Origin of the sequence: Methanohalophilus sp. DAL1 (assembly GCF_001683555.1) — an archaeon.
GTDB classification, from domain to species: Archaea; Halobacteriota; Methanosarcinia; order Methanosarcinales; family Methanosarcinaceae; genus Methanohalophilus; species Methanohalophilus euhalobius.
In genome coordinates this window covers 50,848-65,728 of the sequence record NZ_MAFX01000042.1, presented here as the reverse complement: position 1 = coordinate 65,728, position 14,881 = coordinate 50,848, and the positions used below count along the sequence as shown (strand labels likewise).

General features: G+C 43.3%; 15 protein-coding genes. 5 read left to right on the top strand and 10 right to left on the bottom strand.

Annotated elements, in window-relative coordinates:
• Nucleotides 1–5 precede the first annotated feature (5 nt).
• The 9 genes from A9957_RS08035 to A9957_RS07995 all read right to left on the bottom strand — a co-directional run bounded on the left by A9957_RS08035 (nt 6) and on the right by A9957_RS07995 (nt 8,679).
• Entirely contained in the window at nt 6–782 is a 777-nt protein-coding gene (locus A9957_RS08035; protein ID WP_206631035.1) for a CBS domain-containing protein, read from the bottom strand.
• Nucleotides 783–810: 28 nt separating this feature from the next.
• Nucleotides 811–1,650 (bottom strand): CBS domain-containing protein, encoded by an 840-nt coding sequence (locus A9957_RS08030; protein WP_292343816.1) that lies wholly within the window; start codon nt 1,648–1,650, stop codon nt 811–813.
• Nucleotides 1,651–1,674: 24 nt separating this feature from the next.
• Nucleotides 1,675–2,643 carry a CBS domain-containing protein gene (locus A9957_RS08025; RefSeq protein ID WP_292343814.1) on the bottom strand — a complete coding sequence of 323 codons (969 nt, stop codon included), beginning with the start codon at nt 2,641–2,643 and terminating at the stop codon, nt 1,675–1,677.
• 87 nt (nt 2,644–2,730) lie between these two features.
• Nucleotides 2,731–3,483: a CBS domain-containing protein gene (locus A9957_RS08020; RefSeq protein WP_292343812.1), complete on the bottom strand. Its 753-nt coding sequence runs from the start codon at nt 3,481–3,483 to the stop codon at nt 2,731–2,733.
• A gap of 59 nt (nt 3,484–3,542) precedes the next feature.
• Nucleotides 3,543–4,151, bottom strand: a complete 609-nt coding sequence (locus A9957_RS08015; RefSeq protein ID WP_367121910.1) for a cyclic nucleotide-binding/CBS domain-containing protein — start codon at nt 4,149–4,151, stop codon at nt 3,543–3,545.
• Between the two features lie 163 nt (nt 4,152–4,314).
• Complete coding sequence (locus A9957_RS08010; RefSeq protein ID WP_292343810.1) at nt 4,315–5,727, bottom strand: HAMP domain-containing sensor histidine kinase; 1,413 nt, start codon at nt 5,725–5,727, stop codon at nt 4,315–4,317.
• Nucleotides 5,728–5,736: 9 nt separating this feature from the next.
• Nucleotides 5,737–6,777: a uroporphyrinogen decarboxylase family protein gene (locus A9957_RS08005; protein WP_292343808.1), complete on the bottom strand. Its 1,041-nt coding sequence runs from the start codon at nt 6,775–6,777 to the stop codon at nt 5,737–5,739.
• Nucleotides 6,774–7,421: a B12-binding domain-containing protein gene (locus A9957_RS08000; RefSeq protein WP_292343806.1), complete on the bottom strand. Its 648-nt coding sequence runs from the start codon at nt 7,419–7,421 to the stop codon at nt 6,774–6,776. Before A9957_RS08000 ends, A9957_RS08005 begins: the two co-directional genes overlap by 4 nt.
• Nucleotides 7,422–7,554: 133 nt before the next feature.
• The gene (locus A9957_RS07995) at nt 7,555–8,679 is read right to left on the bottom strand and encodes an OB-fold nucleic acid binding domain-containing protein (protein ID WP_105460758.1); all 1,125 of its coding nucleotides are present in this window, start codon (nt 8,677–8,679) and stop codon (nt 7,555–7,557) included.
• 130 nt (nt 8,680–8,809) lie between these two features.
• Here A9957_RS07995 and A9957_RS07990 point away from each other — a divergent pair, with 130 nt between their 5' ends.
• The 3 genes from A9957_RS07990 (at nt 8,810) to A9957_RS07980 (ending at nt 11,858) form a co-directional block, all read left to right on the top strand.
• The gene (locus A9957_RS07990) at nt 8,810–9,433 is read left to right on the top strand and encodes an RNA 2'-phosphotransferase (protein WP_096712668.1); all 624 of its coding nucleotides are present in this window, start codon (nt 8,810–8,812) and stop codon (nt 9,431–9,433) included.
• A 582-nt stretch (nt 9,434–10,015) separates the two neighbouring features.
• A complete protein-coding gene (dnaG, locus tag A9957_RS07985) occupies nt 10,016–11,335 on the top strand; it encodes a DNA primase DnaG (RefSeq protein ID WP_292343804.1) in 1,320 nt (439 codons plus the stop codon).
• Between the two features lie 136 nt (nt 11,336–11,471).
• Entirely contained in the window at nt 11,472–11,858 is a 387-nt protein-coding gene (locus tag A9957_RS07980) for a hypothetical protein (RefSeq protein WP_292343802.1), read from the top strand.
• Between the two features lie 313 nt (nt 11,859–12,171).
• On the opposite strand, the gene A9957_RS07975 is transcribed toward A9957_RS07980, so the two are convergent.
• The gene (locus tag A9957_RS07975; protein WP_105460755.1) at nt 12,172–13,239 is read right to left on the bottom strand and encodes a formate--phosphoribosylaminoimidazolecarboxamide ligase; all 1,068 of its coding nucleotides are present in this window, start codon (nt 13,237–13,239) and stop codon (nt 12,172–12,174) included.
• Between the two features lie 119 nt (nt 13,240–13,358).
• Between A9957_RS07975 and A9957_RS07970 the strand changes: the two genes are divergently transcribed.
• Nucleotides 13,359–14,051 carry a transcriptional regulator gene (locus A9957_RS07970; protein ID WP_292343800.1) on the top strand — a complete coding sequence of 231 codons (693 nt, stop codon included), beginning with the start codon at nt 13,359–13,361 and terminating at the stop codon, nt 14,049–14,051.
• Between the two features lie 20 nt (nt 14,052–14,071).
• Nucleotides 14,072–14,881, top strand: a complete 810-nt coding sequence (truA, locus tag A9957_RS07965; protein WP_292343798.1) for a tRNA pseudouridine(38-40) synthase TruA — start codon at nt 14,072–14,074, stop codon at nt 14,879–14,881.

Below are 14,881 nucleotides of genomic sequence, written 5' to 3'. Positions count from 1 at the left end.
TGCCTTCATTTTGCCAGGGTATCAACAAGGGTGCGCCGGGTGATAAAGCCCGCGAAATCCTCCTCCAGATTGAGTACCGGTACTCCACCGATATTGTTCTTGAGCATCATATCAACCACCTCGGCAACCGGTGTGTTGGTGTAGGCGGTCTTGGCACCCATTTGCATTATATCCTCGACAATGAGATTCTTGATTCTGGAATCCTGCTGGTTTCCGGATACAAGTTCCCGGAAGGATTTCATCGCTTTGGCAATATCCTGTTCGGTAATAATGCCCAGCAGTTCACCGCTATCCATTACAGGGAACCTGCCCATATTGTTCTCGAGTATTATGTGCCTTACATGACTTACCCTGTCGGCCGGATTGACGACTACAGGTTCCTTTATCATTATTTCACCGGCAAAACCATCGAAATACAGGTTTTGAAGGATTTCCTGGGGAGTAACCCAGCCCATTATATCCTCGTTATCGGTGACTATCAGAACCCCGCCTTTCTTTTTCATCAAAGTAATGGCATCATCAAGGTCGGTATCTGGCAGAACTTTAACGAAATTATCCGATACAGCAGTGGCCACATGAAGGGAAGAGGCAGGTTTGGCCCCCTTCTTGCGGGTTCCCAGTTCCTTGGTAAGATTTCTCATGGTCAGGACACCTACAAGCTGACCGTTGTGAGTAACCAGCAGTCTTCTTGTATCGTTCTTTTCCATTATGTCCAGTGCATGAGAAATAGTGTCTGCTTTATCTACGCTTATTGGTTGTACCATTATGTCCTTTACCTGCATAATAAACATCTCCTGGGAATTTACCTGCTTAAGCAGCCCTTATTATATCGATTCTGCTCAAGATTCCTACTATCTTTCCTTCCTTTTCGACAGGAAGGCCTGTACGATTGTTTTCTACCATTACTTTGGCCGCATCTGAGAGGTTATCTTCGATATTTACAACCCCGTCAAGTTCGACCATTATATCCTCTGCTACCAGAGGCACATCTTTTACATACCTGTATGTTTTTTCACCTCCCTGAGTGGGTTTGCGTGCCATTTTGATATTCTTTGACTGCATTTTACCTTCATTATCCTCCATGGCACTGAGAGCAATATCCCTGGTGGAGATCATACCGACTGTGTCCCCCACATCGTTTATCACTATTACTTTGCTGACCCTGTGCTTTTCCATTTCATCGATTACATGGTTGATTGTATGATGGCGGTGCACCTCCACGGCGTCATCGGTAAGCACTTCGGAAATTTTAGTTGTTATGGATTTATCCGCTACATAACGGACTATATCCCCGATTGTTACAATTCCCTGGAGTTTGTTCTTGAACACCGGCAGGTTGTTGATCTGATTTTCCAGCATCAGGTTAATGGCCTGGGACACGGATGCATCAGGATAAATAGTGATAATCGGTTCAGCAGTCATCACCATTTTTGCCGGGATCTTATCGATGGGGCGCCGTCTCCACATTGGTTCTGCCTGTGCAAGACGTCTGCTAATATCACTTTTTGTGACAATTCCCTTAATTTCATCCTTTTCAACAACTATCAAAGTACTGATCTTGTGACGAAACATCAGGTTCCTTGCGTGTGATACAGGTTCCTCTGTTCCAATCACATAGACCGGAGTACTCATTATATCCGATACATTCATTTTCCTTGTCCTCCGTAAGAAATTTTATTGTTTGTCTGCCAGTGCAAGCAGGATATCCCTTTCTGTCAGGATTCCCTCCAGATTACCATCTTTTATTACAGGAAGGCATCCAATTCCTTTTTCAAGCATAATTTCGGCTGCTTCCCCGAGATCAGCATCCGGTATTGTCCAGATAAGCTCTTTATGCAAGAGGGAGCTAATCGGGCTGTCGAAAGCCTCGTGGATGTTACCTGTGGTGAGTTTTTCAAAAGCTTCCCCGGTTCCCAGATAATTGAGGATGTCGGAAGATGTAACGACTCCAACAAGTATATTGTTCCTGACAATAGGAACCCTTTTGAACTCATTTTCAACCATTGTTCTGGCAACATCCCAGATCGAAGTTGCTGCATCCGCAGTTTTGACATTTCTGGTCTGCCACTTTTCTACCTTTTTCCCGGTCAGCACTCCTTCTATAAAGGTAAGGAAATCCCTTTCGGTGCAGATTGCTTCCAGATGACCATCATTGTCCACTAAGGGCACGCATCCAATATGTTTGTCTATCATCAACTCAAAGGCCTTTTCAATATGGGCATCATTCCTCAAACTGTGGACATTATGCTCCATTACGTAGCGTACCTGTGCATTTATAGCTGAAAGCAGGTTCCCCTTGAATTTTTTCTCCACGAAAAGGCTTCTTTCTCCTCCACCCAATAGGTCCATTATATCCACTGAAGTGATTATACCTTCAAGTTTTGATGTTCCTGCATTGACAATAGGCATATGCTTGAAATGCATCTTGCTCATTTTTTTAATGATATCTATTATGGGAGTAGTGGGATTTGAGGAAGTTACATCTTTTGTTGCAACGGCCAGTATACTTCCCTCATGTTGGGCTATATGAGCCTTGAAGTTGACATTTCCCCTGTCCATTGTACTCTCCATACTGTAGGCCTTTGGATCCTTGCTGATATCCGTCCCTCCTGGATTACCGGCATTTTTTTGTCTGGAACTCATTTTATCCTCTTTTTGAATACGTGTTTTATCCTTTGAATTTACCTATACCACCCGTATAATGTGTTATATCATCTCTACAAAGCCTACTTATTCGGTATAGGCCCTGAGCAGGTCGCTTCTGTCTACAATGCCTACGGGTTTATCTTCAACAGCCACTGTTAATCTGCCGACATCATAATGCAGGATTTTTTCTGTGCATTCTTTCACGGATGTATCCTGTTTGATGCTGTAGGCAGGTGTTGACATTACTTTCTCAACTGGCTGATTGTGTATGCGGCCGTCATTTTCCCTGACTCCTATACGTGCAAACCCCGATTTTATCAGGTCTCTCCTGGTAACCATGCCCATCAGTTTATTTTTCTTTGAGACCACCGGAAGGCCTGTATAATCATTTTCAAGCATAGCAGACCAGATTTCCCCGATGTTATCTGTCGGTGTGCATGTGGTGACAGGAGAGGTCATGATCTCCCTGACTGATTTTGATAAATCCCGACTCACCATTTTGCCAAGAAGATCGGTATTGCTTACAATTCCTGCCAGTTTTTGTTCAATGGAACTTTTAACCACGGGACATCTTTCAAGTTTTGCTTCCAGTAACAAGGAAGCGGCTTTGTAAATATCAGTCTCGGGTGTTATCTGTGGGACCGGTTTCACAAAACCGGCAACAGTGACATTTGATTTTGTGGATCCCACTTTCAAAATATCCTGATCAGTGATCATTCCCGAAACCTTCCTATTGTCATTCACAACAGGAACTCCCCTTAGAAAATGATCTCTCATCAACTGGCGAGCATGGGTCACAGTGTCACTTTCGTGCAGATACACTGCGTCCCCTGACATAGTTTCATTTATCTGCGTACAAAAATCCCCCTTATTTGCGGCGTTGGTTTGATGGTTTTTTAGTCGTAGTATCCTTCTTCTTCCTTGCAGTCTTCACAGAGAGCCAGTCCGTTTACGCTTGTGAGTTCATCCACATACGAACCGCAACGCTGGCAGATTCCTCTTTCCAGATAGCTCTCTTCAGGAATCCCTGTTTCCCGGTTCATTTCAATGAGGTTCTCTAAAATAGTGTTGAGGCCCGGAGAAATTGTAAGGATATCTCTATCTGTAATAATACCAACAATATCTTCCCCCTTATTGACTGCAAGTCTACGTATATTCGACTTTACCATCAGCCTGGATGCTTCTATAACGGTAGTAGAAGCTTCTACCATTATAATCGGAGATGACATGACCTCTGTTGCCGGGACAGAGCTGGGTGTTAGGTCCTGTTTTACCACCTTGCCGACAATATCACGCTCTGTGATTATGCCAATGGGTTTACTTTCCCTGCTTATTATGACGCTGCCGGTACCTTTAGCCATCATTTCCCTGGCAACCTCAAAAACGTTGCAGGTAGCATCTATGCTTACAACATTGTGGGACATAAGATCCCCCACAGGTATTTGACTCTCGATTCCCCCATAAGACGAGTCCTCGCTGTTATGCTCCTGCACGACCATTGGCATCACACTCCTACATAGAATATTTCTGTTTATGCCTTATATAGATGTCCATTTTGCATTCAAAAGAAACTCATCTGGAATATGGTGAAGTGTTAAACATGAAAATAAGCATGCCTGAAGGCTAATATTACCAAATTTTATTTATAGGACATCTATGTAGGAAAAATCATTTTGCAGAGGGTATATCAAGGATGAACTTTGCTCCATGTGGTGTGTTATCCTTTACTGCAATTTGGCCTCCATATCTTTCTATAACCTTTTTTGAAATATACAGACCCAGTCCAGAATTGCTATCTCCGCCCTCAGTAAATCCTTCCTTGAAGATTTTGGTCTTTATTTCATCGGGGATTCCTGTGCCGTTATCCTCTATGGAAATATGACAATACTTCCCGGAAGGTGCCATTGTAATCCTCATTTTATTGGCTTTACCATGAGCAATTGCATTTTTTATTATATTTTCAAAAACAGAGGACAATGCATTATCTGCCAAAACCTTGCATTGGCCATCGATGGAAATATCCATTTCAATATCTGTACCTGCAATTTTTTCTATTATTTCCTTCACTTCATAACAGTCAAGGTCTTTCCCGGTTCCTATAAGGTTTTCAAGTCCTTTCATGTCATTGATTTTTTCAAAACTGCGGTCAACAGCTTTTTTGGAAATCTGGATGTATTTTGGATTAGGCCTGGTTTCATTTATCTCCAGGGCCATTTTAATGGCGCCCAGATTATTAGCCAGGTCATGACGCAAGATCTTGTTAATTACTTGCAGCATATCGTTTGCATCGGCAAGTAAATTATGTGACTTTACCAGTTCGTTCTGCCTGGCAATATTTTCCAGTATTAGTGTAAGAACGCTGCGAATGCTCAAAGTTAAATTTAAATATTCATGTAAACGACTCGGGTAGGCTATATTTTCCAGAACAAATATCCCTTCATCCCCGTCCTGCAAAGTTAACCTGAAACAGAAACTCTTTTTTGAGGGGGCTATTTTGTAATATTCATTGCTCTTAAGAAAAGCTACAATTTCCTTTTTCTGGAAATCAGTAAGATGTATCCCACTTTGTGCTTTTGTGTTATGCGCCTCAAAATAACACAGGTTTTCGGGCAGGCACATCATTGCAAAGAATTCTTTTGTATGATTTATAATGTCCTCTTTGCGATCATATGAGGAGAGAGTATGGATTGAGTCTATTGCTATCAAGTAAGAGGCAAGCTGTTCTTCGAGTTTCTTATTTTCTGTTTCCTTTTGCTCAAGCATTAATTCCATAAGTTTTGCATTGAGGATATACGGATAAGCAGATTTGTCAGCGTCCTGACATTCTTCAGCCTTTATGTGGTATAGTTCGTTATCACATATATTCAGTACCCGGGGTAAAGGTCCTTCATTGGCAGATGTGATTATATACACTGTACCATGGCTTTCTAGCAGTTCTTGCTGTGATTCAGGGTCCCGGTTTTCGAAATCCTGTATATTGAGTATGGATGCGTTCTTTAACATTTCTTTATTGGAAGTGAGCCCCTCACCATGGGCATAGAGGTCATTTGAAAGCAACAGTATAGGGGTTTTCGATTCCATAATGATCTTTTATTTTTGCAAGGGGTAACTACCATATTTTTTCACAGCATTTGCGATGTTGAGAAGTGTCTCATGAGAGACATCCCATACCATTTCCCCGTGATTATCTGAAAGAATATATCCGCCACCATCACCTGCTTTCTGTATGGCTTGCCTTACTTTATTATCCGCTTGTTCTGCTGTCCAGTGTCTCATTTCAATAGCATTGAGGTTGCCCAGCAGGGAGATCTTCCCTTCGCACCTGTCTTTTAGCTCGGCCAGGTCCTCCATGGCACTTACACCCAGTGCAGCAGCCCCTGTATCCTGAAGATCTTCAAGGATTGGCATACTGCGTCCGGAAGCCAGATGTGTGGCCACGGCACCATTGATATTGCCGATTGTATCTTTTGCAATTTTATATCCTGTTTCGAGGAATGTTTCCCTGGGCACTATGGTAGGGGAGGATACCGGATCAAAGTAACAAATTGCCGTAGCTCCGGCTTCAAGCTGTGAGTTGGCCCATTCTGTACAGAACTGTTTGTTCACATCCATTAATTTCCAGAACTTCTCCCTGTCCTCGTACATCAGGTCAAAATACCTGTCAAATCCCATTTGCATCACAGGTAACGAAAATGGGGACATCACAATCCCGATAATGGGGATATCTTCGCCTTTTTCCCTGTAGAGAATATTGATGGCCTTACGTACCTCATCAAATCCTTTATGTCCCATTACATCAGGAACTTCCAGCTCATCGATTTGTTCGAATGATTCGATTATGGGTTTGCCTGCATTGGGTGGCCCATCATCATAGAATACGGTTGAACCGCCCCAGGCCTGGGTTTCAAGAGAGGCATAAAAGAAAGGATAGAAGCAATCATGCCCATAAGTTTCCTGCATTTTAAGCTGTGCCCGGGCAACGTTTTTCCCATTTGAAAAGTATTCCTCCGGATGCATATTCAATAACTGTGCACCATGACCTGTAAGCAGAAGGAAATAAGGAACCCTGTCAGGCTCTTCATGACCAAGGGTTGTAAGTACACGTTCCATTGGGGTCATTGCGTCTTTCATTGGTATACCTCCTCATTATACTGGTCTATCAGTTTGTATACATCAGAGGAAGTCCTTGCCATGTGATCAGCTCCGACTTCCCTGTACAACATATTATCAAATAAAAAAGGGGCACCTCCGGCAACTATCTTCGTTTTTAACCCCTTTTCATTCATACGCTTTTTTAGTTCCCTGATCTTCAGGGCAATATTCAGCATCAGGGTTGATGTGAGGAGTAGATCAATATCATCTTCATTGAGTTTATCAACGAGCAGATTGATACCCATGTTATCGTATTCTTTAATTGAATGTCCCGTTGATCGCAGCATTGAAGTAACAACCTTTTTACCCAGCATGTGATAATCGCCAAGTGTAGTTATTGCTATTTTGGGGTAATCAATTCTTTCAGGACTTGCGTCAGGTAAGATCTCGTCCATAAGTTGTTCTGCAATCCTAGCTGCCATATAATTCTGGGAAAGGGCAATTTCACCTGTGTCCCAGGCGGTTCCGATTCTTGTAAGGGCAGGAGACACAATTTTATCGATTACCTGAAAAGTATTATTTTCCGAAAGAGCACCTTCAAGTATCTGTTCGGCATAGATACGATCAAATTCAAGTAATGCATTTTCAAAATCAAGAGCTTTATCTTTGTTTAAATTATTCATTATAATTGCCCTGATATCTTATAAGTGATATTCTAGAGTGGATGTATTAAAAGTTATCGTATAATAGTGTATATGAATGAAAGAAGTACACGACCTTAAACCGTGGAAAAATTGGAAGACAAAATTCACTTTTTCAGTCAACTATTACTTTACTCCGTCCTCCGGCGTTGAGTTCCACTTCTTCATTGAAACCGGATTTAGCAAAAGCATCGATGATCTTGATCGGTGTATCTATATCGACTTTGTCCACAAGCTCGGCCTTTTCATCCCAGAGTGCAATCCTGATTCTGCCCGTTTCATCGGAGACATATATATTGGAAACCTTCCCTTCACTGCCATTGCTGCGGGTAAATTCCTTGAGGTCTCCCATACCGGAAACTGCTCCTTTAATAGAATAGGGCTGGCCGGGGATTATGTCGGCAATCGGGGTATAATCTTCTTTAAACTCCACTTCCCTGTCGGTTTTGCGCAGACTGCTGTGGTTGCCCACCTGTATCTCTACTTCCTGGCTGTAGTTGTTAAGCCGGGCGTAACCATTGATAATTTCCACGCTATCCCCGGTTTCAAGCTTATCTGCAAGTTCGGTACGTCCATCCCACAGGGTAATCCGGATCTTGCCGGTTTCATCCCCTATTGTAATGTTGCGTACCCGTCCTTCAGAACCATCGCGTTTCTGGAAAGTGCGAACATCCGATACATCCAGCACCATTCCAACGACATTAACATCAGAATCTCCGTCCTTTATCTTCGAGATACCGGAGAGGTTAATATTTGCCTTGACATTTTCCTCACTTTCAGAAATGCCTCCACCTCTGCCGATATTGACTTCAATTCCTGAATAACCTTCTTTGGCGTAGCCACTGATATTGTAACTCTTACCAGTACTGATATCACCGGTTTTTAAAAGGTCTGCAAGATCGTCCCAGAGAGTTACCCTGATCGAACCGGTTTCATCCGCCACTATAATATTTCCAACCCTGCCTGTGGTGCCATCGTCACGGCTGAATTCCTTTGGTTCAAAAACAGAAATTGCCTTTCCTGTGAAATTCACGTTGGATGATGCCTCATTTATGTCTGCAATCTTAATCGTTTCAACGCCCACATCCGTAGCACCGAGGTTATGTGCTACCAGCAGGGCGGCTGTTTGGACATCACAGAGGTTATGCATCTCCTCTATTTTTTCCTCTACCTTTGCTTCAAATTCTTCCCTGGAAATTATGCCTTCCAGTTTTTCATATACTGTATCGATATCGTCCATCAGCACACCTGCATTCTTTAATAAACAATGATTGGTTTAGTCTTCATTGCAGGGCGAATGTGATAAACCTAACGAAACAGGTCATTCCGATAATATAATTAACCATAAGTTCCATCCCCCTTCTGGTATCATGATCCGAAAATGTGGAGAACACGGCTATTTCCGTGGTGAGGAATGCCCCCGATGCGGGGAAAGAGGTAAATTTATGCTCGATGATGAGCATGAGATGAGACTGGGACGTTTCGTTTCCGGTGTCCTCAGGCATTTTCCGGATGATGTAGGGCTGGATATGGACGCTCAGGGATGGATCGAGCTTGATGCTTTTTGTGAGGCAATGAAAAAACGGTATAAGTGGGCAGGCAAGATGCGTCTGGTGTCCCTTGTGGAATCTGATCCCAAACAGAGATATGAAATTGATGACTCTTTTATACGTGCCCGCTATGGTCATTCTATAGATGTGAATCTTGATTATCCCCTGTATGATTCTGATGTACTCTATTATGGGGTCAGTCAGGAAGAGGTTGATATGCTTCTGGAAAATGGTATCAAACCTTACAGGCAGACCTATATTCATCTGAGTACTACCAGCCAGCAAGCAAGACAGGCGGCGGCGGTGCATACCGATAATCCGGTTATACTTGAGATAGATGCTGCCAGTGCTGCAAAAGATGGATATGAGTTCCTCTGTGCTAACGATGAGATAGTACTCAGCAAGGAAGTTTTGCCAGAATATATAGAAGTTGCAGATGAGTAAATGATCCTCCGTTAAATGGGAAAAGACCAACAGCAGACCCCCATATTTCCACTGGAGACACATCTACATTTTTCTTTTAGTCTGATCTTTTTGTTCTTTGGTAAGTACCATAAAGTTCTTAAAGGACAAAATCCAACTAGAATTGGTCATTAAAAATATATGATCATTATTAAGATAATCAAATTTCATTAGGTGTTATGATCTAATGAATAATCAGCCAATGCAGATAAATTTGGATCATTACGATTGGCTGCCAACATGGGTGGCCAATGATCAATAAAACGGAAGCATTATCAGATTTCATCACTCATAGAAGCATATATTTCCGATAGGGTCGGTTATATAACATTGGATAATTTAGATAAGATCCAATCACACAAGCAAAATTGAACTTAAACAAGTTAGTTCACAGTCTTATGTGTTCATTCGGACTGTTGGTACAACATTTGTCCGTGGGGGACAAAAGCATAGAGCCGGCATTATCCGGGCTTGATGTGGTGACTTCTGGAAATATTGATTCTGTTTTTCTTTGTTCTGATCGCTATTTTACTGCATTCTCTAAGAATAAGGAGTGAATCAACAATGCAAAGTACTGATACAACAAAGTATATCATTCATTCAAAAATCAATGCTGACGGGGTGATAGAACGCCCTGATATTGTAGGAGCTATCTTCGGACAGACCGAAGGTTTGCTGGGGTCTGATCTTGATCTGCGTGATCTCCAGAAGACCGGCAGGATCGGCAGGATCGAGGTCGTTGTAAGCACCAAGGGTGGAAAGACCAAGGGCAATATACACATTCCTTCCAGTCTGGACAGGATCGAGACATCAATCCTCGCAGCATCACTGGAAACTATTGACAGGGTAGGTCCCTGTTCTGCGAATATCGAAGTTAGCAATATAGAGGATGTGCGTGCGACCAAACGCAAACACATAGTCGAAAGGGCCAAATTCATTCTCACAGGTATGTTCGATGCCAACCTGCCTGAATCCCAGGAAATCGCTGACGAAGTACGTCAATCCGTACGCGTCGAAGAGATGCAGTTCTTTGGCAAGGATAAGAATATCCCCTGCGGTCCCAATGTAATTGATTCCGATGCCATTGTAGTGGTAGAAGGACGTGCCGATGTCCTGAACCTGCTGCGTTACGGTATAAAGAATGCCATCTGTGTGGGTGGTACGAATGTGCCTCCTGAGGTTGCAGAACTTACCCGGAAAAAGACCGTAACCGCATTTACCGATGGTGACAGGGGAGGCAAACTCATTATTAAGGAACTGCTGCAGGTAGCAGATATCGATTATGTGGCACGTGCGCCGGATGGTAAAAGTGTTGAAGACCTTGTACAGCGGGAAATCATACGTGCCCTTCGCCAGAAAGTACCGGTAGAACAGGCAATGGAAGCCTATTCTATCGATAAACCTGCTGAAAAAGCCAAATCATCCAGCTCTTCAGGTCCTAAAAAGGGTGGTCGTATCGCCAGGGTTCCAAAACGTGAGAAAAGGGTCAAACCCGATCGTGCCAGGAATCCCGCTGCCAAAATTAAAAAGATCGCCGAGCCACCTATCAAAAAAGAAAAGCCTAAACCTTTCAGGTCAAAACCTACAACCTCGCAACATCCCGTTCTGAAACGTTTAAGTTCTCACTCGGAATCGCTTGCAGGTACCCTTGGAGCACGCCTGCTTGATCAGGATGATAAGGTTGTCAATGAAACACCTGTACGTGATCTTGTGAATACCTTGAAGAATTCAGAGAATAATGTAAAAAGTGTGGTATTTGATGGTGTTGTTACCCAGCGTATACTGGACATAGCATCCAACAAAGGGATCGATACCCTGATTGGCGTGAAAAAAGGCAATATCACAAAAAGTCCTGCAAACGTAAAGGTTTACACATCTGCCTGATACATATCCCGTAAATTATATCAATATTTCACACCTCTCCTTTGCATGAGGAAAGATCGTGCAGAGGAGAAACCTGCTTTTTTTGTTATTGGTTTTAGTACTGTTTAGTTCAGGGTGTTCTGACATAGGGGATACGGTGAAGGATGTTAATGAAACCGTGGCTCAGGGCAGGGAAGATGTCGAGTACCTGAAATGGATGAAGGGTTCACTCGATGTCATTCATTCCGATTATGCCGATATCAAACAGGCTCTTGAAGCCCGAAACGTGGTAACACTGGAAAGAGCTGCTGGCAATCTTACTACTCACTGCAGGGAATCCAAAGAAACAATGCAATCTTTCAGTCCATCTCCCCACCTGCAACCTGTGGCTGAGAGGTACAGTCAAATTCTCAATCAATCCTGCAGTCTGGGTACCTTTCTGGAAGAAAATGCAGCCACTCTTAATGTCACAAATGAAACAACCATGCAGAAAGTAGAGAAAAATATGGCTCTTGTAAATGATTCGTTAATTCTCAACAATTGAAAGTCAACCCTGACTGTAATATGGAGCAGTTGCCATCTTTGGACATTCAAAAACATAACAAAAAATAAGAAACTATATATATTATAAATTATTTGTAAGGAATAGTTGAGGAATACTGCGAAAATACCCCCAAACTCCCCCAATTGAGTATTGCAGTACTGATCCTCCAAAACTCATCCCCCATCATCGAGTATTCCTCAACTACCCCCTCCTTTTTGGTCTTCTTTCTTAAATCTCAGCCCTTGCTATTGGTACATAAGTAATTTTAAAGATTTACAAAAAAAGATACTGGATTATTGCTTACCTGAGTTTTTCAGGAAAGGATTACTTCCAGTTTCTCCTGCTCTGCTGCAAGTTTGACTTCCTGGGAAATACGTTTGCCCGTGGATAATCCTTCTTCTATGAAATCGGAGTATGGCGAACCATTGGTGTATATATTTGTCCCTGCTACTATCCTGGCTGAAATCTCGAAGACCTTGATTTCAAGCTGGTCTGTAAAAACCGTTTCCAGACAGAAGGACCCGATCATGCCGCCAAACAATTTGAGGGATTCCTCTACAACCTGTTCCCCGAGGGAAAATATCTTGGGCATCAGGGATTCTCTGGCTACCAGGGGGATATTGCCGGTAACAACATATGTAGGCTGCACACTTGCCTCCTCGAGTTCCTTAGGAGAACCAAGACGGAATATCTCATCGGCATTGGATTCGACACGCCTGTCCATACTCAGCATTTCAAGTGTTCCGTTACTGAGCCTGTATCCTTCTTGCCTGAGGGGTGAATAGAAGAAGTGCAGGTAATAACGCGTCCCTACAATGAATTCCTGGACGGTGTACTTCTCACTTTCATCGATATTTTTCAGAAATTCCTCATAGTTCTTGGCAATGAAGAAACCACGTCCTCCTTTGGCACCGTGATATTTGACCATTACAGGACCGTGGATATCCTCTGGTTCTACAAGCCGGGGCATGTGGATTCCTGCTCCCTCCAGCCATTCCCGCTCTTTTGTGCGGTCTGATTCCCAATTGAGTACAGCACGGTTACCAAAGGTGGGTACTTCAAGATCAAGGAATTTCTCGGCACCCATGTATTCCACAAAGGAGCCATGTGGTATTATTATGGCATTTTTCTGTCTTAAAAGGGGGGCGATATCGGGAATATTCTTGTAACTGTCAACGGAAATGAACTCATCGGGTTTGGCCAGGGGATAGGCATCATAAAAGCGCGGAGGTTCACCTATGCAAATTCCGATTGTTTTTAACCCCTCTTTCCTGGCTCCATGAAATATCTGGAGGCTAGTATGAGAACATACCGTTGCAATCGCCAGGTCATCGGTATTGTAATCTTTCAGGATGTCGGAGATTTGCTTTTTCGTAATCATGATATCGCCTTAAAAGTTACATCACATTGTAGGAAGTAGTATTTAAATTTAAGGATATACTACGGAGTGGTCCGCACATTACACTAAATTTATTACTTCATTAATTGATACTCCTTTGTATGGAAAACGATGGCAATACGGAAAAAGTATTGGTCTTACCTTTAAATGAAGATTCACGTAAAATCACCCAGGCCCTTTCCAATGAGAAATCCCTGAAGATCCTGGAATTACTCGCAAGACAGTCCATGTCTGCAACTTCGATAGCCGAAGAGCTTGATATGCCCCTTACCACTATCAAGTACAATCTGGATGGTTTGCTGGAAAGCGAACTCATACAGGTAAAGGAGACCAAATGGAGTCGCAAGGGCAGGGAGATCAAGATATATGAACCCGTGCAAAAAATGATCGTGGTAGTTCCGGGCAGCAGCAAAACCGATCGCTCCAGTATCCTCGGTATGTTGCGCAAATATGTGGCAATGGCAGGAGCGGCTCTTTTTGCAGCATTGGGTATTGAATATTTCAGGGATTTTGAACCTCTGGGCCAGACCATGCCACCGGTCGCCCCTGCGGTGATGTCTGAGATGCCGGCTGGCAATGCCAGCAATGACACGGCTCTTTTTGCTGGCGAAGCTCCCACAAACGCAACCACAGAAGCTGCCAGGGCAGCCGGTGAATCTGCAGGTGCATCAGATGCAAGCAGTCTGATATCTGCGGATATCCTCTCCCATATAGGCGTATGGTTCTTCTTTGGATGCCTGTTTATAATAGCAGTACTTGCGTTGTGGGAAATTTATAATAGGAAAAAGGTGTAATTGGGCACAAGTGATCCTGTATGAGAGTTGCTCTCAAAATCGCTTATATAGGCTCTTCATATCGTGGTTCTCAGGTGCAGCCCGGAGTGGCCACCATAGAAGGGAGACTTTTAGAAGCCCTGCAGTCCCTTGAGATTATCGAGGATTCTTCCTCTGCCAGATTTGTAAGTGCCGGGCGTACGGATACCGGAGTGCATGCCATGGGACAGGTGGTGGCTTTTGATACCGATAAACCCAAGCTGGCTATTCCCAGGGTGATCAATTCCAAATTACCCGGGGATATATGGGCGTGGTCCCGTGCTGAAGTCGACAGTGATTTTCATCCCAGAAGGTATGCCAGAAATCGTACCTATCGCTATATAACACCTTCAATGGATGCCGATATTTCAAAAATAAGAGCCGCTTGCAGTATCCTTGAAGGCAGTCATGATTTTGCTAATTTTTGTTTCAGGGATAACGGACGCAGTACCATTCGCAGAATCGAGAAGATCGATGTGAGACTTGCAGGCAACCTGCTCAGGATCGATATCACGGCCAACAGTTTCCTGTGGAAAATGATTCGCAAGATTGTAACTGTCCTGTTGCTTGTGGGCAATGGTGCCAGGGATCTGGAATGGCTGGAAAACATGCTGGATCCTGCTTCCTACGAAGAGGGTATTAAACCTGCAAAACCCTATGGGCTTATTCTGACGGATGTGAATTATGGCGATTCAGTCCAGTGGTTTGATGACGGTTACTCCATGCGTCGCTCCCGTGAAAGAATAGAGGAATATCTTGTTTATCATCAGGTGTTAGCCGAGGTAATGGACCAGTTTTTGCCAAAAGAATAA